Raw genomic sequence first — 23,568 nt, 5'->3', positions numbered from 1 at the left:
GTTAAAACGCAAACATTCGTTCTATAATTATACAAACGAATGTTCTTATTGAGAGGTGCGGAATGATGAGGGAACAACTGATAAAAGCAATGCAGCGTAACCAATTTTTAAATATGATGTACTTAGCCAAAGATGGCACAGTGTCAAAAAGGCGTATCAAAATTATTAAAATTGTGGGTAATTCGTTTGAAGCATATTGTTTTAAAAGACAAGCCAAACGTATATTTATGATTGATAGTGTATTAGCAGTTGTTCCAATCATTCACAAGGAGCGTTCAGTTGTATGTTGAAACCTGAACAAAGGCAACTTTTTCATAAATTTTTAATACTAGAAATGGCAGTTCAATCATTGCAACGTGACTTCCCTGTAATTGAAAGCTTGAAAATGAGTAAATTTTATTTATCAATCCTGGATAAAATCTTAAAAGACATAAACCAAGATTACTACAATTCAAAAAGGTTATTGGCAAAAGACAAAATAAGATTAGTAAAAGTAGAAAAGATAGACGAGTATTTTAGTGATGTGCATATAGCTACAGCAGGAAATGACGTTGTACTACGCTATGCTAACATGGCTTTGAAAACACAAGTTGAAAAGTTATTAATCAGTCACCAAAATAAAGACCAGGCGCTCATATGAGTACCTGGTCAGTTTTTATTTTATTCATTGTCATTTGTTTTTACTTCTGATCCAAACCACATTTTCATTAACGAAGATGTTATTAACCATGCTCCATGTGATTTTTTTATTAATCCTGCCTCAAATGCTGCTTGAAATTTCGCGTCATCTTTCGTAATAGTGCGGATTCGACTATGTATTGTATCATTACTTATACCCCATCTTTCAGAAGCTTCTGGAATAGTCATGACATCATTTAGTGTAAACATATTAATCACCCTCTATATCCCTAATAATTGCTTTTTCTTCGCGTCAAATTCTTCTTGTGTTAGTATTCCATCATCTAATAAATCCTTTAATTCTCGAATTTCATCGGCAACATCAAACATATCTTTTTCCTCTTTAGCTACAGGAATAGATGCTGTTTTAGACAACGTTTTTAGGTTCTCGATGCCTGCTTTAATTTCAAGTGCAATATGGGCTGGTACATCATCAATGATAGCCTTATTACCAGTAGATACTATTTCAATGGTAGAGTAAACAAGCTTATTAGAAATGTTGATACTACTAATAGAGGCTAAAGGAATGCTTCTTTCATCATTGGAAACAATGCCTTTGATTTCATGTAGAATGATACGATTATCAGTTACATAAAGCTGTTTCGTACCTTTTACAGATGCACATACAGCTAGAAGTGTTTCACCTTGGTCGGTTAGTCTATCATCAAACATTTGAATCTGTTTAGCCATTGCTTTTTTCTTTCCAAAGCCTGCAAATTTTATAGTTTCCGCGATTGTATCCATATCATGCCCTCCTTAGATAATTGTAATTACATTCTATAGAAAATCCTTCCAATAGTACATATAAAAAAGCAGATAACCCTTTAGTTATCTGCTTTATCTATCACTCTGACTTCAATTTTTAGTGTAGAATTAATAACATTTTTCTTTTTTGTGGTAGCAGTATCATATTTGATTTCTAAATCATCTAAAGAATAGCCTTCATTTAATCGATATTGAATAGCTTCTTTAATAGCCTTATTCTGCTTAGCGGCTATTTTTCTTATTAAATCTTTAACTTCCATTTTTAACACCCCACAATTAGTTATCAGTTTTAAATCTTTCGACCATCTTCTAATACAAAATTAGCCTCATATTTCACTTCCAACACTTGTGCAATGTGAGTTAATTCATTTTCGTTGAAATTGTCACGTTTTAGTTTGTTAGAAAGGTTAGGTTGAGAGGTACCCATTTTTTCAGCAAGTTCGGAAATCGTTAAATCCTTTTCAACCATAAGTATTTTGATTTTTTTCGCCATTCCCATATAAACACCATCTTTCGTTTTTCTTCTTATAACTATAATACACCAAATGATAATTAAAAATAAATAAAATATCACTAAAGAATTATAAAATACTTTACAATATAATTTAATTGGTATATATTATCATTAATTAGTTATAAAAATAATGGAAGTGAGGTGAAAACGATGGCATTTGAATACTTAGCAACTTACAAAACATTTGATTCGATAGCAGATATGGACACAGCTGTAGAAGAACACATGGCAGCACATTATTATGATTTGACTGAATCAGAACGTGCCATCGTTTTCAAACTTGCTAGTCATGCTTTGGAGCATCCAGGAGCTTGTCATTTGAAAGCTGCTACAATTGCTGCAGCATTGGAGATCAGCACAAAGACAGTTTATCGAGCAATTACAAAACTGGAATCCTTGGAAATCATTAAGAAAGAAACAACAGTAAAAAGCAAAGGTGGGCAAGGAGCAAGTATTTATATCATTAGGCCTTACAATGTCTCACCGTCAATGTCTGAGGGTGTAAATGATGAAAAGCCTTGTGAGAGTAAGATTGATGCGCAACAATCTGAAAACCTATCTTTAAACTCTTTTAATCTTTTAAGTTCTAAACAAGCAATTAATATTATGAGTCTTGAAAATGAATTGGCTTTGCAAGCTGAAAAGAAAAAAGAATATATGAACGAGTATCAAGTGATGCTATTCGATTTCATGCATTCATTGCCATTACATGATGAATTAAAAGACCAACTGCATAATTGCATATTAGCAACAGAAATTAACGATATACGTGATTTTGTGAACGTTAAAGATGTTTTAGCTAACATAATCCGTGATATTGCCAACGGTACATTGACTATTACTAGTACATTAAGAGCTATATTTGTAGGAGCATACAATAAGGCTATTGAACGTTTAAAAAGCAAGTCGAGTAGATCATCTACTTTAGAAGAAACTGCTAACAGAGAACGTCCAGTACCTTTTTATAACTGGCTAAATGAACGTGATGTTCGTACACAAATAAATAGCAAACCGAATATAAATAATTGGTTGGTAAGGTAGAGAGAAAGTGGAAAGTAGGTGTTCACATAGTTATTACTAAATCCTCACACATTAAATTTAATAAAGATTGGAGGTTCTATAATGAAATTCATTTTTAAAAGTTTTTTTCTTTTATTAACCTTAGTTTTATCCTTTTCAACATTAATTCATGCAGAAGAAAATAAACAAGAAAAAGAAGAAAAAAATGAAGGAACGGTAATATATCATGTTAAATACGATTATGAGGCAATATGTAATTTCTTAGGGATGAGCATGGAGGAATATAATCACAATTGGAATGAAGGTCTTTCTATATCTGAAATGGCCAAGGAAAAAGGTATTGAAAGAAAAGAGGTGGAAGGATATTTTTATAATTTCCATTATGAAGAAATGCAAAAATGGAGAAAAAAGGGTGTTATGACAGAGAGGGATTATTTCGATCTTGTATATAGACTAGCTGATGAAATTGAGGGATTTATTAATCGAAATCCCAATCGTTAATCTATATTTGTAAAATGACTACCTATGGGTGGTCTTTTGTTGTTTGTTAAATCATCTCTTTGAGAATTCTGGGTACTAAAATAATAATCAGATTGGAAGTAAGAGGTATTTATCTATTTGATAAAAAAACAAGAATGCAGTTAAATCAACATTCTTGTTTTTATAGAAGTATTTTATTGGCAGGTAGAACAAAAATGTTTATATTAGATAAGTTGTAATTGTTTACCTTTTTTTTTACGCTCAGCTGCTCTTTTTTGATATTGGTTGTAGGACTCCATGAATTCAGGAGTGATTTCAGGTTCAGGAGGCATACTCTCAGAAACACTTTTGATGAATTGTTCATCTTTAAGTTTCTTAACCATATTACCGAATACATTGACCATATTATCTCCCCCTAAATTATAGTTAATATTAATATACCCATTAAATCAAAAAAAAGACATCCTTTTTTGAATTAAATTAAAAAAAAGACAACTTTTTTGTAAAAAAGGTGTCTTTTCATAAAGTTTTAACAAAAAATGGAGGTGAACTAAGAATTTACTTTTTGGATAAACAATTTATATTCGTCGAAACTAACAGGCTTTAATGCTCTATGCTCTTTTATTGCGAATGGAATAATGTCCTTATTTGCATGAAACTCTTTAGAATTATTGAACATGATTGCTTCGTCAAACCGTGGAAATAACTTGTGAAAAGTTTTGGCTGAGTCTACATTGGTTAGTTTTATTACATCCTCTGGTACAGCACGTCCAGTCTTCAGCGCACGTGTTATTGCTCTTCTTAAAGCAATATTAACATCTATATCAACGTATAAAGCACTAATATTAAATTGAGAATCCTTTAATTTAGTAATTAATTTGTCATATCTATCATAGTTGGACATTGTACCATCATATATAAAAGAATAGTTTTTGGAGACACAAAATTCTAAAAGCGAATCAGCAATATGCCCACTTTCCTTGTGAACAATATCTGCAGCATCTAAATTCTTTTCTTTCACAGCTTCTACATATTCAGGTAATTCTTCTTTTATATTATCAGAGTCTATTAAAACATAGTCTTCATCTGGTGAATTCAAGAATAGCTTTTCTATAAAATGGGATTTACCAGCGCCAGACCCTCCAGCTGTTAAAACAGCAGATGCAGGGTATTTGGATATGCGATCTTCTGTTTTCTTACAAATTATTAAGTTATGACGATTTTTTCTCTCCTGAACATATTCAGAATTTATTTGATACATTGCTGCAGTAGTGATTAGATTCATAATTTATATTTTAACCTCCATGTTCGTACGAATATTTATTATTTATAGATTATAACATGTAAATCATGGAATGTTAGGGAACAAAAATGCGAAAAAACATTCATCTAAAATATTTAGCAAATAATTACTAGAACTTATCCGTAAACACGGTTTATTATTATTTATCATCATTTACAAAGAAGTTTAACCCCAATTTAACCCCATCGGTTATTATGGTATGAAAAAAGCACCTTAACCAAATTGGCTAAGATGCTATATAAAGCTTGATATAACAACATTTAAAGTAAAAGCCGCGTATGCCGTATTTCTTATAGAAAGTTTTAAACCACCACTCCTCAAAGTGGGTGTTCGCAGAAGTTTTCCTGCTTATCCTCATGCACCTAAGTGTGAGGCCCGTCATTCCAACTCCAATAATAAAACTCCCTTTTACAGCTTAAAGGTTAAAACTTAATATTATACGAACAATGCAGCCTTTAAGGATATAATACGGCATGATAAACAAACTTGCAAGTAAGATGGTTTTTGAAAAAAAGTCAATGGGCACGTGCTATAAAACATGAAATTTATACATATAAAGGGCTTGGATTATATGGAATGGCTTCATATATTTTTCACAAATACGAACGGAAAATGCGAACAACCTTTGCGAAATTATAGTAAGTGTGTAAAGATAGGAGCGTAATCATTTACTTAACGAAAATTCAAGGGAGGAAGCGGAATTGGCAGCATATCCAAATTGTCCGAAATGTAATTCTGAATACACATATGAGGATGGCGCAAACTTTATATGTCCAGAATGTGCACATGAATGGAGCACTAGTGCAACAGAGCAAGAGTCAGATGCACTTATTGTAAAAGATGCAAATGGTAACTTGTTAGCAGATGGTGATGCAGTAACAGTTATTAAAGATTTAAAAGTAAAGGGAAGCTCTTCAACTCTAAAAATGGGCACAAAGGTTAAAAGTATTCGCCTTGTTGAAGGTGACCACAATATTGATTGTAAAATTGACGGTTTCGGCGCAATGAAACTAAAATCAGAGTTCGTGAAAAAAGCCTAATAGCCGGAATGATAAGGAGCATCTTTCATACGAGAGATGCTTTTATCATTTAAAACCTCCGTAAAATGATGGCAAAGGCAGAGCCAAGCAAGGCGAAAATCGTATGTAATAGAGCTATATAGCTAGCGCCAATGATAAGTGCACTAATATCCATAAAAGAGACACCATGAATATAGAGTGGATTGCTAAAATTATTAATGATGGCCCATACAAAAACAGGTATAGAGCTGATGGCAAAGACTATCCAAATGTTTTTATAAAATAAATAGGTTAAACAGCCGAAAAGGGCATATAACGCGACAAAGCTTTTATGATCGCCGAGTAGAGATGAGTTGAGGGCAAACATAAAAGATAGCACGATAAAAACAAGATGGAAAAATGTTAATGTGCTTTTCATGGATAAGTTTTGATTAGATGAAAGCTTCGTTGCGGCCAACTGCTGACAGTGTTTACATGTAGCTAAATGCTGTTCGACAAATTCAGTTGTATCGGCTTGTAGACCTTTAGTTTTATATAATGGTAGTAAATCTTCTACTATTGAACATTCATGTGACAAAATTTTCCCTCCCATCACTCCTATTATACGACTTTTTTTAGGAAATAAAAAAAGCCTTCCGTCGATCAATTCATCGGAAAACTTGTACATGCACATTATTTGTTTGTGTTTAATACTTCATTTGTTAGCGTTTGAATATCAATATGTGTTTTCTCCTTAACAGCATCTTTCAATATTTCAGTACGGAAATATTGGACTGTTGCCGGAAGGGGAATAGCTAAAAGCTTCGCCAGCGCTGTTTGATACATATAGACGAATTCCATATCGGTATTACCACGCTTTAATTCTGCAAATGCTTCATAAAATTGATCTAGTTTATCTGCAAATTCAAGCAAACGTCCTTCAAGTGTTGCATCTTTGCCTTCTTTCATACGCTCGAAAAAGATGTCCTGGAAATCTTTCGGGATTTCATTAATAATGAATTTTTCCATCATTTTTTCTTCCACATGTGCGAGCATTTGTTTCAGCTCAGGACTAGCATGCTTAACGGGAGTTTTTATATCACCGATAAATACTTCAGCGAAATCATGATTGATGGTTTTTTCATATAATGACTTCCAGTTTACTGTAGCGCCATTCATTTCTTCAAGAGTTGCAAAAAACATGGCATATTGTGAAACTTTCCATGAATGGGCAGCTACATTATGCTCTTCGAATTTGAAGCGGCCAGGGCAACGAATAATACGTTCTAAATCATTAAGGCTTGTAAAAAATTGATGAATTCCTATAAGAATCACTCCTTTTTGTTCTATAAGTGCATGTTACTATAATCAATACCCTCATTGTGCAGATTTCAAACAATTTTACAATGATTCATGCTACGTTTACAAAGGATTCACATTTAGAATGAGAGAACATAATGAGGAATGCTATAATTAGTAAGACTTATTAAAGGGAGAGTATGCATTATGATATCGATTTATACACTTCTTCTATATATACATATTTTAAGTGCTATCCTTTCGATTGGGCCATTGTTCGTAGTTTTAGCAATAGTAAAGAAAATGCATACAGCTGCGCATGAGGAAATGCCGCCATATATCCAAGTATTTCAGGGTGCGATTACGATTGTTAAACACGCTGGACATGTTCTAGTTGCCTCGGGCATTTTATTAATGTGGCGTGGAGGATATCCATGGACAACATCTTGGGTAGTGTTAACATTTCTTGTTATGGCAGGTTCCATCGTCTTTTTGGCGCGAGCGTTTAAACCGACCATTCGAACATTTAATACGCCAGCCTACAATCAGCAAAAATTTGCCTCGCTTTTACATCGAAAGGCATGGATGTATATTGTATTACTGCTCATTATGCTATGGCTAATGGTAGCTAAGCCCGTAATTTGGTAATCGATGCATGGAAAATAACAGCGTCTTAACTCGTAAAAATTGTGTGAGTGCCTGGCACTTCGCATCTTAAATTGTAAAAATCCACTACACTTTCCGCGGGCACATTGTAAGCCGCAGGAGACGCAGTGGATTTTTATTTGGCTATCCATAAATTGTGTGAGAATTGTGTGAGTGCCTGGCACTATTTTGGGATGTTGAAGGTGATTGTTGTGCCTTCATTCGGTGTACTTTTAATTTGCAACCTTTGCCCATATATTCTTTTAAGGCGTAGGTCAGTATTGCGTAGGCCTATAAATTGAGCCCCTTCATATTCTACGCTTAGTACTAGCCCCATAAGAAATTTCTCATTTAAAAGATTGAATCTATTAGATACCCCCCTTTACTATATTATCGGTTACATAAGCTGTATTTCCATTATATAAAATATGCAAATGGTTAGTAGTAATACGAGCTATATTTTCCATTTAAATGTTTAATTTGCTAAAAAAATGATTGGAATTGTATAAAATCTTGTTTAAATAGTAATAATTTGTAATATCAGGTCCGATGTCCTGTGAAATTTAGAAGCATTCTACAATATTGCATGCATAATTTAAGAGCCTAATTCTCTAGTGTGCTAGCAACAGAATGCAGAAAATTAAACAACTGGAGGTATTACTTATTATGAAGAAAAAAGCGATAGCATTAGCTGTAGCATTGACTCTTGGCATGGGGATGTTCGGGAGTACCACTCCCGCTAAGGCAGCATATACTGGTCAGATTGGCGAGACACTGTGGGGATTACCCAATATTTTTAATTTGAGTTTAGCGGATTTGAAGGAGTTAGATGAAATTGATACCATATGGGTTGATCCGGAACAAGCCTTAAGTATCGAAAGAATTTTAAAAGAGGATACGACCGACGAGACTCATCTTATTGAGGCTGGCGACACATTATTCAGCCTTGCAAAAGTTTATAATGTGAAAGTTGAAGATTTACAAGAATGGAACAACCTTTCATCTGATTTAATTTTAGTTGGTGACGCTTTAGCTGTTAAGGCATCTGCAGCAAAACCTAAAACTGAAAAGAGTGTAGCGAGTACTTCTAGTTCTTCGAGTACTGTGAAAAAAACTACACCAAAGCCTGTAACAACAGTTACGAGTGCGCCATCTAACCAAGATGGCCAAACATATACAATGCGTGCTACGGCTTATACGGCATATTGTACAGGTTGCTCAGGTATTACAGCGAACGGGACCGATATACGCTCAAATCCAAATTTAAAAGTAATTGCTGTTGACCCAAGAGTTATTCCTCTTGGAACAAAGGTATGGGTTGAAGGGTATGGTGAAGCGATTGCTGCTGATACTGGCGGTGCGATAAAAGGAAATAAAATTGATGTTTTTATTCCATCAGATGGACAAGCCCGTAATTGGGGTGTAAGAACAGTTACAGTAAAAATTTTAAATTAATTAAAATAGGGATTTCTCAGTGTTTTTTTCTGAGAAATCCTTATTTTTTACTATGAGTATAAATGCCTAGTTATCAGTTGCACAATTATTTAGACAGGTGATAAACTATAAAAAAAAGGAGGTAATTTAATGAAACTGACAACTTTATTGATTATTTCTTTAGGTGTATTTTTGGTTGGGTGTGCTAGTAATAAGGAGGAAGCTAACTCTTCTTTAACAGCAACTGCAAAAGTTATAGGATCTAATAATGAAAGCTATGGAGATGCCTATTTTGAAGAGCAGGATAATGGTGTCAAGGTGACATTAAATTTAAGTGGTTTTCCTGCAGAGGCAAAAGGATTACATGGCATGCATATACATGAAGCTGGAAAATGTGAAGGTCCAGATTTCGGAACAGCTGGCGGCCACTTTAACCCAACTTTTAAAGAGCATGGGAAGGATAATCCGAATGGTCACCACCTTGGAGACTTGCCGAATTTAGAAATAGCTGAGGATGGCACGGCCAAAATGACTGTTATGGCAGAAGGTGTCACTTTGAAAAAAGATGCAGAGTATTCTTTACTTGATGGAGAGGGTACTGCGATCGTTATTCATGAATCAACAGACGACTACATGACTGATCCCACTGGTGAATCTGGTGGAAGAATTGCATGTGGCGTAATTCAATCATAATAGAGAAGGACTATATCTTATATAGATATAGTCCTTTCTCATTTTAAATAACGGCTCTATTTATTTCCAAAAATCACCATGTTGTTAGAGCCAGACATGCTATAAAGGGAGCGACTTGAACAGTATTCTTCACAGTAGCATTACTTCATACAAAGCTGGTAAGATGCAGAAGTTATTGTATTACCTTTTGAAAAGTGATGGGAAATCACCAGTACATATTGCATAAGTAATCGGTGAGATGGGTACCATCAGAAATAGAGGAGGTAATAACATGAAAAAAATATCTATATTAATTATTTCATTGACCGTATTTGTCGGAGGATGCAGCTTCTTTGATAAAAAAGAGGATAAAGTAGCTGTAAACGCTCCAAAATCAACTTTAACGGCAACTGCAAAAGTAATTGGTTCAAACAATGAAAGCTATGGAAATGCCTATTTTGAAGAAGAGGACAATGGAGTCAAAGTAACATTAGCATTAAGTGGCATACCAGCAGGAACACATGGTATTCATATTCATTCGGTAGGAAAATGTGAACCACCAACGTTTGAATCGGCGGGTCCTCACTTTAATCCGACAAATAAAGAGCATGGTACATTAAATCCAAAGGGCTATCACTTAGGTGACTTACCAAATTTAGAAAGTGGTGAAGATGGTACTGTAGATTTAAATTTCGTGGCTGAAGGTGTCTCTTTACAAAAAAATGTAGAAAATTCCTTACTTGATGGAGAAGGTACAGCGTTAGTTATTCATGAATCGGCGGACGACTATAAAACGGATCCTTCTGGTAATTCTGGTGCAAGAATTGCATGTGGGGTTATTCAATAAGGGCGATAGAAAGACTGTATCTATGGAAAATTTAGATACAGTCTTTTCTTTGTAATAAGGACCATTGGTAAAGGGTGTAATGTAACTTTTATACAAAATGTATACATTTTAAATTAATTATATTTTCTGATAAAATATAATTTAATAGTTTATTAGAGATAAATAAAGGGTAAATGAGAGTTTATTTGTAAGTAGTGATAATTGATGAATGGGACAAAGGGTATAAATATAATTATCTGAATTTACTATAAATTGATTGACATAATTATACTTAATTTGATAATTTTAAATAGATTCTTATAATATTTCCAAAAGGGGGAAGATTAATATGAAGAAAAAGCAATTTAGATTGTTAATGCTATTAAGTGCCATTGCATTATTTATTTTAGCTGCATGTGGAACTGATAGTAGTACTGGCTCTGATAAGCCAGAATATTTAAGTTTATTAACGGGTGGAACGCAAGGTACTTACTATGCATTAGGTGGTACATTTGCTGATTTAATTACAACAGAAACAGACATTAAAACAACAGCAGAAGTTTCTCAAGCATCTGCAGCTAATATGACTGCTTTGCAAGATGGTAAAGGTGAGATTGCGTTTGTACAAACGGATATTGCTTATTACGCAACTGAAGGAAAATTAATGTTTGATGGTAAAAAAATCGATTCAATTGCTGCTTTAGGTGCCCTTTACCCAGAGACTGTGCAATTAGTGACGACAGAAGCTTCAGGTATTAAAACATATGCTGATTTAAAAGGGAAAAAAGTCTCTGTAGGTGCTCCAGGTTCAGGGACTTATGCGAATGCTGAACAATTACTTGAAATCCATGGCTTAACAATGGATGACGTAAAAGCGCAAAATCTTGATTTTGGTGAGTCTACTGATGGACTTCAATCAGGACAAATTGATGCTGCATTTATTACGGCTGGTACACCAACAGGAGCTGTAGAAGCATTAAATGCAACAACAAAAGTCAATATTATCGGTGTAGATGCTGGGAAAGTAGATGAGCTAATTGCCAAATACCCTTACTATGCAAAAGACACAGTAAAAGCTGGTACTTACGGTATTGCAAATGATACGGAGACAGTTTCTGTACTTGCGATGTTGGCAGTGAAAAAAGATTTACCAGACGATGTTGTTTACGCTATGACGAAAGCTATTTATGACAACACGGATAAGATTTCGCATGCAAAAGGTGCATTTATTAAAGCGGAAACGGCTTTAGATGGTATCAGCATTGATATTCATCCAGGCGCACAAAAATACTTTGATGAAAAGAAATAAAAAACACAAGTTCCATGCTAATGAGAAAGCTTTTATTTGCTCTTAGTTTGACTATGTGATGTGAATATTCTCGACATTGAATAAGCATTTTCCTAAACAGACAAAGGGGCTCGGATTGCGTAAAGCTTCGGGTCCTTTTTGATTCGTTAAGGCAAAACAAAAAAGCGGATAGTTTTTAAAGTGGGGGAATAGATGTGATGCGAAAGAGGAGAGTAGTTTTTGTTATAGCCTTATGTTGTATATGCTTTGGCATAATTATTTTTCTTCCTCTTCAAAAGGTATTCGCATTTACAGAAACACGTATAGACAATCCGAAAGTGCATTATATACCATTTGCTGCTGATAATGCTTTCAGTATAAGGTACACACATTCAATCCATAAATCTGATGTGTTTGAATATTATCGATGCGTAGAAAAGAAGCGTATTCAAATGTTAGGAATGGAGTATGAAGACTTAGCGGTTGGTATGCCGGGTTACGCGGAAGAAAATCAAACATTAACACAACGAGATGGTAAGTATTTTCTGCAATTTGACAAGGAAGTCATTGATAATTTCACAATTTTTATTGGGGATTTAGACTTGGATCTTGTTTTTGTTTATAAAAGTTATGAATATGATTTAAAAAAAGATTTACAAAGGGGTAAATCCTATTTATTTGAGGTGAAGCGATTATCACTTTATGAAAGATGGAAAGGAGTTAGGTTGAAATGACAAAACTGAAGGAACGCAACAACGAAGTAAAAGAACAATTTGAACAAATATCGGCAGAAGAGCAACAAGCAATACTTGAAAAGTACGATATTGAATCAAATGTGCGTACGATTTCAGGAATCATGAAGCATATAATCTTCTTTGGATTATTAGCATTTTCATTGTTTCAATTATATACTGCGATTTTCGGGCAATTTACAGCACCGATTCAACGGACTATCCACTTAGGGTTTGGGTTAGCACTTATTTTCTTATTATTCCCAGCTCGAAGAAAAGCGCCAAAGCATAAAATTGCATGGTTTGATTATATTTTATCGTTATTATCTGTAGTTGTAGGTTCGTATTGGGCATTAAATTATACGGAGCTTGTTAATCGTAATGGTACTATCACACAGTTGGACTTTTTAGTAGGTTTAATTGCTGTCGTTCTCGTGCTTGAGGCTGCTCGCCGAGCGGTAGGCTTACCGATTATGATTATCGCGACTTGTTTCTTGATTTATGCTTATTTTGGTCCTTATTTCCCTGCCTTTATGGCGCACAGAGGACAAGATTTTGAAAGTATCGTTAACCTTATGTATTTTACGACAGATGGTATTTTAGGAACACCGATTAGTGTATCTGCTACATTTATTTTTGTGTTCTTATTATTTGGTGCGTTCCTTGTAAAAACAGGGGTTGGTCAGTATTTTAATGATTTAGCTGTAGCTTTCGCTGGAAAATTAATTGGTGGTCCAGCTAAGGTAGCTGTCTTCTCAAGTGCTCTACAAGGGATGATTTCAGGAAGTTCTGTGGCCAACGTTGTAACATCAGGTTCGTATACAATCCCGATGATGAAAAAACTTGGATATCGTAAAGAATTTGCTGGTGCAGTTGAAGCAGCAGCTTCTACTGGTGGTCAGTTAATGCCTCCGATTATGGGTGCCGCGGCGTTTCTAATGGTAGAATTTATAGGACGCGGAATTACATATTGGGATATTGCAAAAGCAGCCGCAATTCCTGCGTTGCTTTATTTTACAGGTATTTGGATTATGACGCATTTTGAAGCAAAACGGGTCGGCTTAAGAGGCTTACGTGATGATCAAATGCCTAATCGTAAAGAAGTATTCAAGAAGATATATTTATTACTACCTATTATTGCTATTATTGTTTTGATGTTAACCGGAACACCTGTTATGCATGCTGCACTTTACGGAATTGTTATTTCAATTGCTGTAACAATGTTCAACAAAGATACTCGTTTAAAGCCAAAAGATATTGTCGATGCGTTAGTGGAGGGCGCTCGTACGGCATTGGGTGTTGTAGCAGCAACAGCTTGTGCAGGTATTATTGTCGGAGTAGTTGTTAAAACTGGCCTAGGATTAAGTTTAGCCAATAGTTTAGTAGCATTAGCAGGGGGAAGCATTATTTTAACGCTTGTTTTCGTTATGATTGCATCACTAATTTTAGGAATGGGTGCCCCAACAACGGCAAACTACGTTATTACGTCAACGATAGCAGCACCTGCAATTGTGGCATTATTATCGCCAAATACACCACAAGAATTAGTGCCAGTTGTTATTTTATTATCGGCACACTTCTTTGTATTCTACTTTGGTATCATTGCCGATATTACACCACCTGTAGCACTCGCCGCATTTGCTGCTTCTGGTATTTCAGGTGGAGATCCAATTAAGACTGGCGTTAACTCTGCAAAGCTTGCTATTGCAGCATTTATTATTCCATATATGATTGTTTTCTCGCCAGCTTTATTAATGATAGATACGACGATACCGCAAATTTTATGGGTAGTATTTACCGCTGTTACGGGGATGGTCGCAATCGGTGCTGGCGTAATAGGGTTCTGGTACCGTAAAGTTCTATGGATTGAGCGTTTGTTTGCTATCGTAGCTGGACTATTGCTTATCTATCCTGAAAAGTTTTCAGACTGGGCAGGACTTGGAATTTTTATTGTACTTGTAGTAATTCAAATTTTAACACAGCACAAATATGGTGGAAACGGTACTGATAATGACAACAGCCATACTAAAAGTGTGACTGTTTAATTAAAAAATAATAAAATTTCAAACTGTATTATAAAATAAAAGCAAAAGTCCATGGTAGCGAAGGCGAGTGACTCCTGCGGGAACAGCACAAAACGTAAGCCACAACAGGCGGCGCGACAGCGACGGTTGTGGCTTACGATGTGCCCGCGGAAACACGCGCCGTAGCGGACATCAAAGACATGGCGAAAAAGTGATAGATTGAGGGCATTTTTCCGCTATGTAATAAAAATGAAACTTAGTGGTTCAATCTATTGCAGTAAATAAAAAATTAGAAATGAACGATGGTAGCGAAGGCGAATGACTCCTGCGGGAACAGCACAAAACGTAAGCCACAACAGGCGGCGCGACAGCGACGGTTGTGGCTTACGATGTGCCCAGGGAAAGCACGCGCCGTAGCGGACATTAACGATGCGGTAAAAAGTGATAGATTAATGGCATTTTTTCGCTAATGTAATAAAAATGAAGCCTTAGAGGTTCAATCTATTGCAGTAAATAAAAAAATAGAAGTGAACGATGGTAGCGAAGGCGAGTGACTCCTGCGGGAACAGCACAAAACGTAAGACGCAACAGGCGGCGCGACAGCGACGGTTGTGGCTTACGATGTGCCCGCGGAAACACGCGCCGTAGCGGACATCAAAGACATGGCGAAAAAGTGTTAGATTGATTACAGTCAATCTAACACTTTTTCCATTTCCTCTATCTATTTTTAGATTTCAAAAAAGAAAAAGGCATGATTTTTACGTGGAACTGCAATAAATTTAAAGTTTTATTATCTCGAAATGAGATGAAATTAATATTTATTATGCATAATGAGTATTATTTGTTGATTTTTAATAAAAAGCTAGTATATAATTCTTTTATCAGAAAATTCTATTAATAAAGGAGGTAACGAAATGGAGCACATTTTAAAATCGAAATTTGAAACATATTTGATGGACCAGGAGTCGGAATTACAAATTACTGACCAAAACAATGAGGAGCAACCAATTCAAATACATTATGAAGAATATCCAGAGGGGTTTTTTACAAGTTTATAAAACATTTTTCAAAAGGGCTGTGCTAAAAGTAGAACTATATCTTTTAGCACAGCCCTTTGATATGTATACAAATTGTACAGACACAATTTGTATGAAGTTTACATAAAATAGTAAGAAGGTTTTAAACATACTCTTAATATTAAGTTATATGATATTTAAATGAATATAGTACTAATTTCATATATACTTTTCTAAAAAGCTTTCATGTATAATGGGGGAGAAAAAAAGGTATATCGAGGTGTAGTTATGACAAGTGCAGCAATGTTAGAAGAAACAATGTATCAATGGTTTGAACATTTTCATAATTATCCAGAAGTAAGCTGGAAGGAGTATGAAACAACAAAAAAAATTACATCTATATTAGATGATTTAAACGTTTCATACCGTTTGTTAGGCGATGTACCAGGGTTGCTTGCAGAAATTGGTACAGGCGATGAGATCGTTGCAGTTCGTGCAGATATTGATGCACTATGGCAAGAGGTAGATGGCAAATGGCAGGCAAACCATTCGTGTGGTCATGATGCCAATATTACAATGGTTCTAGGAGCATTATTGTTACTAAAAGATCGACCGTTACAACATCGTGTACGATTTATTTTCCAACCTGCTGAAGAAGTAGGAAATGGTGCTTGTGCCGCATTTGATCGTGGTGCTGTAGATGGAGTTTCACATTTATTTGGTGTCCATTTGAGACCTATTGAAGAGCTTCCTTTAGGAAAGGTTTCACCTGCTATCCATCATGGAGCAGCGTATTTTTTAGATGGGACTATTCATGGCACAGATGCACATGGTGCAAGACCACACCAAGGGAAAAATGCGATTGATGTTATTATGGCTATCCAGTTAATGTTAAATAGTATCCATTTGTCGCCGTTCGAGCCGCACTCTGCAAAATTAACAAAGATTATTGCGGATGGTGGTAGCACGAATATTATTCCAGGTACTGCAAGCTTTGCAATGGATATTCGGGCACAGCATAATGATCAGCTTGAGTTGCTTCGAAGCCGTATTGAAGCAGGTTTGAAATCAATTCAGCAGCAGTTTGAAATTGAACTGAAATGGAAATGGGTCGATTTCACGCCTGGTGCAGAAGTTTCGCCTATAGCTGCTCGTATGGCTAAAAACGCTATATTAGAATCACTTGGCGAGCAATTTTTAGCTGAGGAAATTACAACACCTGGTAGCGATGATTTTCATTTTTATACAGTGAAAAAACCAGAGCTAAAGGCAACGATGATTGGAATTGGTGCTAATTTAGGCCCTGGGTTACATCACCCAAAAATGACTTTTGAACGAAGTGCGTTAATAGATGCATCGAAAGTACTTGCTTGTGTATTAGAAAAAAAGCCTGAAAATAAGTAGAATATTTTGAAAAGGTTCTATCCAACAATTTACGTTGGGAAGAACCTTTTTTAGATTGCCTATAAACAGCAGAAATGCATAAAGATACGCTGTTTTGAATGGTTTGTAAAAGCTATTTGGAAGCGTTTTTTTTCCCTTTAACAGTCGAAATTGCTATAGAAGCATAAAATTTTTGCGTTGACTTTCTATTTTTGGGATATTAAGCTAAAAATCGTAAAAATATATTTGCACTTGTGAAATAGTAAATTGTCATTGGGTGCAAAAAAAGGGGATGGGACAATGAAAAAGGAAATTAGTGCGAGTTGGGCACTCCTAACTTTCGCAATAATGATTACTACGATGCTTGTTACAGTAGTTATGTTAGAGCAGAGTCCTCACGTGCCATTGATTGTTGGAACAATTGTAGCAGCGATTGTTGCCAAAATGCATGGTTTTAAGTGGATGGAAATTGAGGAAATGATGTATAAAGGTATCCGCCTAGCTCTTCCGGCCATTGTCATTATCATTTTAGTTGGTTTGACAATAGGTGCGTGGATTGGTGGAGGAGTCGTTGCCACAATGATTTTCTACGGATTAAAATTAATTTCTCCAGCTTGGTTTTTAGTAACGATTTTACTATTATGTTCAATCGTTTCGCTAGCAATTGGAAGCTCATGGTCAACAATGGCAACAATCGGTGTCGCTGGTATGGGGATCGGGTTAAGTATGGGTATTCCCGCACCAATGATTGCAGGAGCAGTTATTTCAGGTTCTTATTTTGGTGATAAAATGTCACCTTTATCTGATACTACAAATCTAGCAGCAGGTCTAACAAACACAGACTTGTTTGATCATATAAAACATATGCTTTACACAACTATTCCCGCATTAATCATTACACTTGTCGCATTTGGCTTTATGGGAAGACGTTTCGCTGATGTATCGATGGATTCAGAAAAAATTATGACAACGCTTGATGTGATGGAAAAAAGCTTTGTGATTTCTCCATGGTTATTACTTGTCCCAGTTGGCGTTATTGTAATGGTGGCAAAAAAAGTTCCGGCAATCCCAGCATTAGTTATTGGGGTTATTTCAGGCTTCTTATTACAAATTTTTGTACAAGGTGGATCACCAACTATGGCTGTCCATGCCTTACAAGAAGGGTTTGCGATTTCTACAGGAAATGAAATGGTGGACGACCTCTTTAATCGTGGTGGCTTAGATTCAATGATGTATACGGTTTCAATGACAATTGTTGCCATGACATTTGGTGGGGTCCTAGAATATTCAGGCATGTTAAAGGCACTTATGGATGTTGTCGTTAAGTTTGCTAAATCTACAGGTAGCCTTATTGCTTCAACAATTGCTGCATGTATTACAACAAATGCGACATGTTCTGAGCAGTACATATCAATTGTTGTCCCTTCACGAATGTTTGCTGACGTTTACCAAAAACGAGGCTTGCACTCAAAAAATTTATCGCGTGCTCTAGAAGATGGGGGAACATTAACATCTGTATTCTTCCCTTGGAACACTTGTGGCGTATTTATTTTAGCGACATTAGGTGTAAGTGCGATGGAATATGCACCTTATGCAATTCTTAACTTTGCTGTGCCAATTATTTCAATAATTTATGGTTATGTTGGATTTGCGATTGTAAAGATGACACCAGAACAGATTGAAGAGGCAAAGCAACGAAAAAAAGAAGCGCAAGAACAAGAGATGAATAATATGGTTGTAGCAGACTAATAAAAATGAGTCTTGCTTAAATAAAAACAGGACAAGCCCCGGTACATAGATTGCTATTGGAAAGTGAAGAGACGTTCTAAGCATGGTTGATGCCATATGATGAGATTCTTCGTTCGCCAATGAAAAGCGCTGTGTAGGGGCTTGTTCTTGTATATTAATAGGTTGCAAAGTCCAATTCATAAATAGTGCGTGGTCGTCCTTGTTGGTGGGGCATTTCTTCGCCAACAACTTTAGCATAGCCATGATCAACTAATTTTTTGATAATACGTTCAGTCGTACGTCGTGTAACTTGTAAGTACTCTGAAAGATTTTGCGCTGTAAATTGTGATGCCTGTCGTTCTTTGCTAAATTGAATAATTTTAGAAATGTTTAATGGGCTTAAGCTTGTCTGTTTAGCCATTTGTAAAACAAACGGATCTTTTGTTTTTAAAGAGAGTTTACTTTCTGATTTAGGGAATGGTCCAGATAAATTTTTATGTTCATCCAAAATATAAATTTCAAAAGGTTTGGCAAATTTTAATGCATGTGTAGCATTTTCGGCTGCTTCAAAAATCGAATGTCCATAGCCAAAAGCAAGCCTAAAGGGAACGTCAATTTGTTGTATAAGATGCTGCAAATTTTCTTTTTCGAGTGCATGTTGTAAATGTCCTGCTGTTGTATAAAGCTCAAAATAGTTAGAGCTAATTTGCTTGAAGGTTGAATGTGTTGTAGCAGTTATTTGCTGTAAAATATTCGAACAATGACTAGTTTCAGGAATATCTAAAAATCCAACGGCAGCCTTTGCGGATTCTGATTTAGTAAGAAGAGATTGTGATCTCGTTTCTTCTAGACATTTTATAATGGAACTCGTTGCATCTAGCATTCGCATAGCAGGAATGTTTCGTAGCTGCAATTCATCAAATACGGTATGAATGCTTGTAACGATATAGTCAATTTGTTTGGACTCCCATAGAGCGATATGCTTTTGCAAAACATCGTCAGCCGTTTCTGTAATTGAAATAGAATGAACATATGGTTTTGTACCGGTGTATTCTATCTCCGTAAGAACGTTATCAACAAATATAGGGTGCATGACATCGATAGAAAGCCTTTGTAAAGGAATTGCCTGGTTCGCTATAAGAGATAATAAAGTCGTAGAAATTGTCATCTCATCTTGTTTTAAATAATTCCATGGAATCGGTAATGTTGCTAAAGATGTTTGCGCATGTAAATACGGCAATGTTCCTCCAAATAATAGTGCATCACAGGGCTTAATTTGTTTTAACAAAGACGGTGCATCAGAAGGCTGATTGTAAAGATAAAATTCTAATTGAATATTCTCTATGTTTTGTGCGATACTAAGTATACGATTCTTAAAAGGTTTCGAACATATAATTGCTATTTTAGTAGACAAAGGCATCTGTCCTTTTCTATTATTTTTTAAATAATTAGCGACATATTAACGACAACTATAAATTATATAGGAGTATGATATAAAATGAAAATCCAACAAGTAGAAATTTTTGCAATTCAATTACCACTTATTGATCCTTTTATTATTAGCTATGCTACATATGATACAATGCCTTCTATCATTTTGAAAATAACAACTGATACAGGCATTGTTGGATATGGAGAAGCAGTACCTGATGAACATGTTACAGGTGAGTCATGGGAAAGTACGTATGCTATTTTAAAACACCAACTTGTACCTGCAGTCATTGGAGAAGACCCTATGGCTTTTGAGAAGCTTCACGATAAAATGAATCACATCGTAAAAGATGTACCTGCTGCTAAAGCGGCAATCGATATTGCCTGTTTTGATATTGCTGGTAAAGCATTACAGGTTCCAGTTTATCAGCTACTTGGCGGTCGTTATCATGAGAAATTCCCAATTACACATGTGTTGAGTATCGGAACGCCTGAAGAAATGGCAAATGAGGCAGCTAAACGCGTGGAAATGGGCTATCAATCATTTAAAATGAAAGTGGGAACTGAAGTTAGAAGAGATGTTGCCCGCATAAAAGCAGTACGTGAGCGTGTAGGTGAGGATATTGCAATACGTGTAGATGTAAACCAAGGGTGGGGAAATGCTTCTACCACATTACAAGGTTTACGAGCACTAAAGGATTTAAATATCGACTGGTTAGAACAGCCTGTTGATAGTGAAGATATTGATGGAATGGTAGAAATTAAATCGAAATCCGATGTACCGTTAATGATTGATGAGGGACTTCGTGGAGTACGTGAAATGCGTGAAATCATTTTGAAACGTGCTGCAGACAAAGTGAATATTAAATTAATGAAGTGCGGGGGGATTTACCCTGCTATGAAATTAGCGGTAATGGCAGAAATGGCAGGTATTGAATGTCAAATTGGTTCAATGGTTGAGTCTTCTGTAGGTTCTGCAGCTGGTTTCCATGTAGCATTTTCTAAAAAAATTATGACAAGTGTAGAATTAACAGGTCCATTAAAATTCTCAAAGGACATCGGCAATTTACACTATGATGTTCCGTTCATTTGTTTAACAGAAAAACCTGGCTTAGGTGTAGATGTAGATGAAGAAATACTTAAGGAACTATGCAATTTTTCAACAACAGTAACAGCTTAAGGGGGCTTCAACATGGAAAGAATTTATGAAGGAATACTTGGAGAAACGCCTTTTTATGTTACTCACTTACAGCTGCAGCATTTACCAGCAATACAGAAATTACAGCAAGAGGTATATGAAACATTACCCGATCAAAGCATTTTACAGCCATTAACTACAGAAGAATTCGAATACATTTTGCAGGGAAATGGTTTGATGATAGGGGCATACGTTAATAATGCGTTAATCGGTTTTCGAGCATTATTAAATCCGCCTATTGATGACGAGCATCTTGGATATGATTGCGGCATTGCTGAGGATCAATTCCATCGCGTTTTATATCAGGAGATATCCAATGTTTCACCACATTATCGTGGCTACGGATTACAAAAAACGTTAGCGACTATTGTCATGAATGAAATTGATTTAGATTGCTATGACTATGTTTGCTCTACGGTTAAACCTTATAATATTCCAAGCTTAAAAGATAAGTTTTCTCAAGGGCTCGTCATAAAGGGCTTGAAGATTAAGTATGTTGATAAATTACGCTATATCTTTTATAAAAATCTACAGCAGGAACAACCTGTATATACTGAAAAAAGAGCTGTTTTAATGAGGGATACGGCTTTACAGCAGCAATTTTTGAAAGAGGGCTATACGGGAACTGCAATGTATGAAGAACAAAATGATTGGTTCGTTGTCTATGAAAAATAACCGTAATGTTAATTAACAAATATGGATATATTTAAATAAAAAGAAGGCCTTACTTTTTCACGCAAATGTGAGAGTAAGGCTTTTTGTTATTTCTTAAGTGGGCAAAATCCACATGCAAGTAGGCCTGGAATATCCTTTGAAAAGCAGCAAGATTTTCGGACAGGAACATTAACTAAATTTGTAGGGCTCTGACCGCCAGTATATTCCGCCCACCATGATTTTTGTGAAAAGCGAGCCCATGTTTTTGGGTTCTCTAAAATTTCAATATCATCCATTGCTTGATCTGCTAAGCCAGGGTTAGACAACAGAATATGATAATGCCAAAGGAGGTAGCCAAAGAAGTTTTCCCAAATTGTTAAGGGTGAAATCGATGTTACTCTGCGCAGTTGCTGAACGATAACATGCCCGTCATATAAAATTTTTTCAATGACCGATTGTCGCTCATCTTCATCCACATAACGCCAATCGTTAGGGTTAACGAACATTGCGACAGTAAAGCTATTGAATTCCTTAGCTGCATCAAAGCGAATTTCAATGGGTTTACCATCCCATACTTCGTCGTAGGCAGCAAGCATATAAAGCTGCATAGCGAAAAACATACCATAGCGACGTGCAAAATGGGAAATGGCTGCTGTTTCTGTTGCAGCATCTGTAATGCCCATCATTAAATTTAAAAAATCAGGATGGTAAAAGTCTTTATGTATATCAGCCAATGTAAATAACGTTCGTTTTGGCTCCGTTGTATAAATACTGTAGGAATTCAGTTGTCTGACTTGATCCATCGTTAAAGCGGGCATTGTCATCACCTTTTCTTTTCAATCATTAACTTCAATTATAAGTTATTCATTTTTACTTCACAAATGGAATGCAATGTAGTAAAATACATTAAACATATCTGAAAGGTAGGTTTTAAAATGTCATTGCCACATGCAATTCCAAGGCCGCTCGTACGACTCAATCAGTGGACTATACTGTTAAGTGTCATACTGACATGGCTGACAGGGTTTGAATGGATATTAGCGATTCCTTTAGTAGCCAATTTACTCGGTGTATTATGTAATTTTAATCCAATCATCCGATTTGGAAAGCTGTTTTTGAAAAAAGCTCCTACTGCGTACATACCAGAGGACGCACAGCAGCAAAAGTTTAATTCAAGTATTGCAAGCATATGTTTAGCTGGTGGTCTTGTCGCGTTTTTGTTTAATTGGCAAGTAGTAGGGTATGTTTTTACAACGATGGTAGCAATCGCTTCATCAGTTGCAATTGCAGGGTTTTGTATCGGTTGCTTTTTACATTTTCAGCTAAAGCAATGGCAATATAGACGGACACTTAAGAAAGCATTATAATCGTTAAAAAAGTTTTAAGATAATTTAAAGATAATAGTTGACAATTTAATTGATAATGATTATCATTATCATTGTAAAGATTATTCCTTCTCTGCAAAACAAGTGTAGAGAGGA

The 23,568-nt window shown here is 35.6% G+C and carries 28 protein-coding genes and 1 other RNA gene; 18 read left to right on the top strand and 11 right to left on the bottom strand.

The genetic code is table 11. From position 1 onward, the window contains the following. Window positions 1-62: 62 nt before the first annotated feature. Together NSQ74_RS01600 and NSQ74_RS01595 are read left to right on the top strand one after the other, a co-directional pair. On the top strand, window positions 63-290 hold the full coding sequence (locus NSQ74_RS01600) for a transcriptional regulator (protein ID WP_445669050.1): 228 nt from the start codon (window positions 63-65) through the stop codon (window positions 288-290). Further along, entirely contained in the window at window positions 284-640 is a 357-nt protein-coding gene (locus tag NSQ74_RS01595; protein WP_340821189.1) for an aconitate hydratase, read from the top strand. Before NSQ74_RS01600 ends, NSQ74_RS01595 begins: the two co-directional genes overlap by 7 nt. A 20-nt stretch (window positions 641-660) precedes the next feature. On the opposite strand, the gene NSQ74_RS01590 is transcribed toward NSQ74_RS01595, so the two are convergent. From NSQ74_RS01590 to NSQ74_RS01575, 4 genes are all read right to left on the bottom strand, one after another. Next, a complete protein-coding gene (locus tag NSQ74_RS01590) occupies window positions 661-888 on the bottom strand; it encodes a helix-turn-helix domain-containing protein (RefSeq protein ID WP_340821188.1) in 228 nt (75 codons plus the stop codon). Between the two features lie 12 nt (window positions 889-900). Beyond that, window positions 901-1,422, bottom strand: coding sequence for an SHOCT domain-containing protein (locus NSQ74_RS01585; protein ID WP_340821187.1), 522 nt, complete (start codon window positions 1,420-1,422; stop codon window positions 901-903). 80 nt (window positions 1,423-1,502) lie between these two features. Next, window positions 1,503-1,703 carry a hypothetical protein gene (locus tag NSQ74_RS01580; RefSeq protein WP_340821186.1) on the bottom strand — a complete coding sequence of 67 codons (201 nt, stop codon included), beginning with the start codon at window positions 1,701-1,703 and terminating at the stop codon, window positions 1,503-1,505. A gap of 29 nt (window positions 1,704-1,732) precedes the next feature. Next, a complete protein-coding gene (locus NSQ74_RS01575; RefSeq protein WP_340821185.1) occupies window positions 1,733-1,936 on the bottom strand; it encodes a helix-turn-helix transcriptional regulator in 204 nt (67 codons plus the stop codon). A gap of 171 nt (window positions 1,937-2,107) precedes the next feature. Between NSQ74_RS01575 and NSQ74_RS01570 the strand changes: the two genes are divergently transcribed. Then, window positions 2,108-2,998, top strand: coding sequence for a helix-turn-helix domain-containing protein (locus NSQ74_RS01570; RefSeq protein ID WP_340821184.1), 891 nt, complete (start codon window positions 2,108-2,110; stop codon window positions 2,996-2,998). 81 nt (window positions 2,999-3,079) lie between these two features. Then, window positions 3,080-3,478, top strand: a complete 399-nt coding sequence (locus NSQ74_RS01565) for a hypothetical protein (protein ID WP_340821183.1) — start codon at window positions 3,080-3,082, stop codon at window positions 3,476-3,478. Between the two features lie 203 nt (window positions 3,479-3,681). On the opposite strand, the gene NSQ74_RS01560 is transcribed toward NSQ74_RS01565, so the two are convergent. From NSQ74_RS01560 to ssrS, 3 genes are all read right to left on the bottom strand, one after another. Next, window positions 3,682-3,861, bottom strand: coding sequence for a hypothetical protein (locus tag NSQ74_RS01560; protein ID WP_340821182.1), 180 nt, complete (start codon window positions 3,859-3,861; stop codon window positions 3,682-3,684). 146 nt (window positions 3,862-4,007) lie between these two features. Then, the gene (locus NSQ74_RS01555) at window positions 4,008-4,742 is read right to left on the bottom strand and encodes a zeta toxin family protein (protein WP_340821181.1); all 735 of its coding nucleotides are present in this window, start codon (window positions 4,740-4,742) and stop codon (window positions 4,008-4,010) included. Window positions 4,743-5,025: 283 nt separating this feature from the next. Then, window positions 5,026-5,218: non-coding RNA, 6S RNA (ssrS, locus tag NSQ74_RS01550), on the bottom strand. Window positions 5,219-5,461: 243 nt separating this feature from the next. On the opposite strand from ssrS, the gene NSQ74_RS01545 reads away from it, so the two are divergent. Beyond that, window positions 5,462-5,800, top strand: a complete 339-nt coding sequence (locus NSQ74_RS01545) for a zinc ribbon domain-containing protein YjdM (protein WP_340821180.1) — start codon at window positions 5,462-5,464, stop codon at window positions 5,798-5,800. Window positions 5,801-5,849: 49 nt separating this feature from the next. On the opposite strand, the gene NSQ74_RS01540 is transcribed toward NSQ74_RS01545, so the two are convergent. Further along, window positions 5,850-6,356 carry a zf-HC2 domain-containing protein gene (locus NSQ74_RS01540; protein ID WP_340821179.1) on the bottom strand — a complete coding sequence of 169 codons (507 nt, stop codon included), beginning with the start codon at window positions 6,354-6,356 and terminating at the stop codon, window positions 5,850-5,852. A 95-nt stretch (window positions 6,357-6,451) separates the two neighbouring features. After that, window positions 6,452-7,093: a YfbR-like 5'-deoxynucleotidase gene (locus NSQ74_RS01535; RefSeq protein WP_340821178.1), complete on the bottom strand. Its 642-nt coding sequence runs from the start codon at window positions 7,091-7,093 to the stop codon at window positions 6,452-6,454. A 171-nt stretch (window positions 7,094-7,264) separates the two neighbouring features. Between NSQ74_RS01535 and NSQ74_RS01530 the strand changes: the two genes are divergently transcribed. The 10 genes from NSQ74_RS01530 (at window position 7,265) to nhaC (ending at window position 18,825) form a co-directional block, all read left to right on the top strand. Next, a complete protein-coding gene (locus NSQ74_RS01530; protein ID WP_340821177.1) occupies window positions 7,265-7,705 on the top strand; it encodes a hypothetical protein in 441 nt (146 codons plus the stop codon). Window positions 7,706-8,368: 663 nt separating this feature from the next. Beyond that, complete coding sequence (locus NSQ74_RS01525) at window positions 8,369-9,157, top strand: 3D domain-containing protein (RefSeq protein ID WP_340821176.1); 789 nt, start codon at window positions 8,369-8,371, stop codon at window positions 9,155-9,157. A 129-nt stretch (window positions 9,158-9,286) separates the two neighbouring features. Beyond that, window positions 9,287-9,829, top strand: a complete 543-nt coding sequence (locus NSQ74_RS01520) for a superoxide dismutase family protein (RefSeq protein WP_340821175.1) — start codon at window positions 9,287-9,289, stop codon at window positions 9,827-9,829. Window positions 9,830-10,100: 271 nt separating this feature from the next. Continuing rightward, window positions 10,101-10,655 (top strand): superoxide dismutase family protein, encoded by a 555-nt coding sequence (locus NSQ74_RS01515; RefSeq protein WP_340821174.1) that lies wholly within the window; start codon window positions 10,101-10,103, stop codon window positions 10,653-10,655. 328 nt (window positions 10,656-10,983) lie between these two features. Continuing rightward, a complete protein-coding gene (locus NSQ74_RS01510; RefSeq protein ID WP_340821173.1) occupies window positions 10,984-11,943 on the top strand; it encodes a TAXI family TRAP transporter solute-binding subunit in 960 nt (319 codons plus the stop codon). A 197-nt stretch (window positions 11,944-12,140) separates the two neighbouring features. After that, entirely contained in the window at window positions 12,141-12,656 is a 516-nt protein-coding gene (locus NSQ74_RS01505; RefSeq protein ID WP_340826381.1) for a DUF1850 domain-containing protein, read from the top strand. After that, window positions 12,653-14,698, top strand: coding sequence for a TRAP transporter permease (locus NSQ74_RS01500; RefSeq protein ID WP_340821172.1), 2,046 nt, complete (start codon window positions 12,653-12,655; stop codon window positions 14,696-14,698). Before NSQ74_RS01505 ends, NSQ74_RS01500 begins: the two co-directional genes overlap by 4 nt. An 893-nt stretch (window positions 14,699-15,591) precedes the next feature. Next, window positions 15,592-15,735: a hypothetical protein gene (locus tag NSQ74_RS01495; RefSeq protein ID WP_340821171.1), complete on the top strand. Its 144-nt coding sequence runs from the start codon at window positions 15,592-15,594 to the stop codon at window positions 15,733-15,735. Window positions 15,736-15,981: 246 nt separating this feature from the next. Then, window positions 15,982-17,097 carry an amidohydrolase gene (locus tag NSQ74_RS01490; protein WP_340821170.1) on the top strand — a complete coding sequence of 372 codons (1,116 nt, stop codon included), beginning with the start codon at window positions 15,982-15,984 and terminating at the stop codon, window positions 17,095-17,097. Between the two features lie 279 nt (window positions 17,098-17,376). Next, complete coding sequence (gene nhaC, locus NSQ74_RS01485; protein ID WP_340821169.1) at window positions 17,377-18,825, top strand: Na+/H+ antiporter NhaC; 1,449 nt, start codon at window positions 17,377-17,379, stop codon at window positions 18,823-18,825. Window positions 18,826-18,979: 154 nt separating this feature from the next. Here the strand turns inward: nhaC and NSQ74_RS01480 are convergent, their stop codons facing one another. Further along, window positions 18,980-20,224 (bottom strand): hypothetical protein, encoded by a 1,245-nt coding sequence (locus tag NSQ74_RS01480; protein ID WP_340821168.1) that lies wholly within the window; start codon window positions 20,222-20,224, stop codon window positions 18,980-18,982. Between the two features lie 78 nt (window positions 20,225-20,302). Between NSQ74_RS01480 and NSQ74_RS01475 the strand changes: the two genes are divergently transcribed. Beyond that, window positions 20,303-21,415 carry a mandelate racemase/muconate lactonizing enzyme family protein gene (locus tag NSQ74_RS01475; protein WP_340821167.1) on the top strand — a complete coding sequence of 371 codons (1,113 nt, stop codon included), beginning with the start codon at window positions 20,303-20,305 and terminating at the stop codon, window positions 21,413-21,415. A gap of 12 nt (window positions 21,416-21,427) precedes the next feature. Then, window positions 21,428-22,108: a GNAT family N-acetyltransferase gene (locus tag NSQ74_RS01470; RefSeq protein ID WP_340821166.1), complete on the top strand. Its 681-nt coding sequence runs from the start codon at window positions 21,428-21,430 to the stop codon at window positions 22,106-22,108. 86 nt (window positions 22,109-22,194) lie between these two features. Here the strand turns inward: NSQ74_RS01470 and NSQ74_RS01465 are convergent, their stop codons facing one another. Continuing rightward, entirely contained in the window at window positions 22,195-22,905 is a 711-nt protein-coding gene (locus tag NSQ74_RS01465) for a Fe-S oxidoreductase (RefSeq protein WP_340826379.1), read from the bottom strand. A gap of 117 nt (window positions 22,906-23,022) precedes the next feature. On the opposite strand from NSQ74_RS01465, the gene NSQ74_RS01460 reads away from it, so the two are divergent. Beyond that, complete coding sequence (locus NSQ74_RS01460) at window positions 23,023-23,454, top strand: DUF4395 domain-containing protein (protein ID WP_340821165.1); 432 nt, start codon at window positions 23,023-23,025, stop codon at window positions 23,452-23,454. The last annotated feature ends 114 nt before the right edge of the window (window positions 23,455-23,568 follow it).

Origin of the sequence: Lysinibacillus sp. FSL W8-0992, from assembly GCF_038008685.1 — a bacterium.
Taxonomy (GTDB): domain Bacteria; phylum Bacillota; class Bacilli; order Bacillales_A; family Planococcaceae; genus Lysinibacillus.
Note: the sequence above shows the minus strand (reverse complement) of the source record. Positions and strands in the feature narration are given on the sequence as shown.

What these genes read in the sequence shown, in the direction of transcription:
- NSQ74_RS01460 (WP_340821165.1), top strand. Translation starts at nt 23,023, where the DNA reads ATGTCATTGCCACATGCAATTCCAAGGCCGCTCGTACGACTCAATCAG.
- NSQ74_RS01530 (WP_340821177.1), top strand. Translation starts at nt 7,265, where the DNA reads ATGATATCGATTTATACACTTCTTCTATATATACATATTTTAAGTGCT.
- NSQ74_RS01470 (WP_340821166.1), top strand. Translation starts at nt 21,428, where the DNA reads ATGGAAAGAATTTATGAAGGAATACTTGGAGAAACGCCTTTTTATGTT.
- NSQ74_RS01580 (WP_340821186.1), bottom strand. Translation starts at nt 1,703, where the DNA reads ATGGAAGTTAAAGATTTAATAAGAAAAATAGCCGCTAAGCAGAATAAG.
- NSQ74_RS01490 (WP_340821170.1), top strand. Translation starts at nt 15,982, where the DNA reads ATGACAAGTGCAGCAATGTTAGAAGAAACAATGTATCAATGGTTTGAA.
- NSQ74_RS01600 (WP_445669050.1), top strand. Translation starts at nt 63, where the DNA reads ATGATGAGGGAACAACTGATAAAAGCAATGCAGCGTAACCAATTTTTA.
- nhaC (WP_340821169.1), top strand. Translation starts at nt 17,377, where the DNA reads ATGAAAAAGGAAATTAGTGCGAGTTGGGCACTCCTAACTTTCGCAATA.
- NSQ74_RS01480 (WP_340821168.1), bottom strand. Translation starts at nt 20,224, where the DNA reads ATGCCTTTGTCTACTAAAATAGCAATTATATGTTCGAAACCTTTTAAG.
- NSQ74_RS01595 (WP_340821189.1), top strand. Translation starts at nt 284, where the DNA reads ATGTTGAAACCTGAACAAAGGCAACTTTTTCATAAATTTTTAATACTA.
- NSQ74_RS01585 (WP_340821187.1), bottom strand. Translation starts at nt 1,422, where the DNA reads ATGGATACAATCGCGGAAACTATAAAATTTGCAGGCTTTGGAAAGAAA.
- NSQ74_RS01565 (WP_340821183.1), top strand. Translation starts at nt 3,080, where the DNA reads ATGAAATTCATTTTTAAAAGTTTTTTTCTTTTATTAACCTTAGTTTTA.
- NSQ74_RS01465 (WP_340826379.1), bottom strand. Translation starts at nt 22,905, where the DNA reads ATGCCCGCTTTAACGATGGATCAAGTCAGACAACTGAATTCCTACAGT.
- NSQ74_RS01570 (WP_340821184.1), top strand. Translation starts at nt 2,108, where the DNA reads ATGGCATTTGAATACTTAGCAACTTACAAAACATTTGATTCGATAGCA.
- NSQ74_RS01560 (WP_340821182.1), bottom strand. Translation starts at nt 3,861, where the DNA reads ATGGTCAATGTATTCGGTAATATGGTTAAGAAACTTAAAGATGAACAA.
- NSQ74_RS01500 (WP_340821172.1), top strand. Translation starts at nt 12,653, where the DNA reads ATGACAAAACTGAAGGAACGCAACAACGAAGTAAAAGAACAATTTGAA.
- NSQ74_RS01510 (WP_340821173.1), top strand. Translation starts at nt 10,984, where the DNA reads ATGAAGAAAAAGCAATTTAGATTGTTAATGCTATTAAGTGCCATTGCA.
- NSQ74_RS01575 (WP_340821185.1), bottom strand. Translation starts at nt 1,936, where the DNA reads ATGGCGAAAAAAATCAAAATACTTATGGTTGAAAAGGATTTAACGATT.
- NSQ74_RS01515 (WP_340821174.1), top strand. Translation starts at nt 10,101, where the DNA reads ATGAAAAAAATATCTATATTAATTATTTCATTGACCGTATTTGTCGGA.
- NSQ74_RS01525 (WP_340821176.1), top strand. Translation starts at nt 8,369, where the DNA reads ATGAAGAAAAAAGCGATAGCATTAGCTGTAGCATTGACTCTTGGCATG.
- NSQ74_RS01555 (WP_340821181.1), bottom strand. Translation starts at nt 4,742, where the DNA reads ATGAATCTAATCACTACTGCAGCAATGTATCAAATAAATTCTGAATAT.
- NSQ74_RS01495 (WP_340821171.1), top strand. Translation starts at nt 15,592, where the DNA reads ATGGAGCACATTTTAAAATCGAAATTTGAAACATATTTGATGGACCAG.
- NSQ74_RS01475 (WP_340821167.1), top strand. Translation starts at nt 20,303, where the DNA reads ATGAAAATCCAACAAGTAGAAATTTTTGCAATTCAATTACCACTTATT.
- NSQ74_RS01590 (WP_340821188.1), bottom strand. Translation starts at nt 888, where the DNA reads ATGTTTACACTAAATGATGTCATGACTATTCCAGAAGCTTCTGAAAGA.
- NSQ74_RS01520 (WP_340821175.1), top strand. Translation starts at nt 9,287, where the DNA reads ATGAAACTGACAACTTTATTGATTATTTCTTTAGGTGTATTTTTGGTT.
- NSQ74_RS01505 (WP_340826381.1), top strand. Translation starts at nt 12,141, where the DNA reads ATGCGAAAGAGGAGAGTAGTTTTTGTTATAGCCTTATGTTGTATATGC.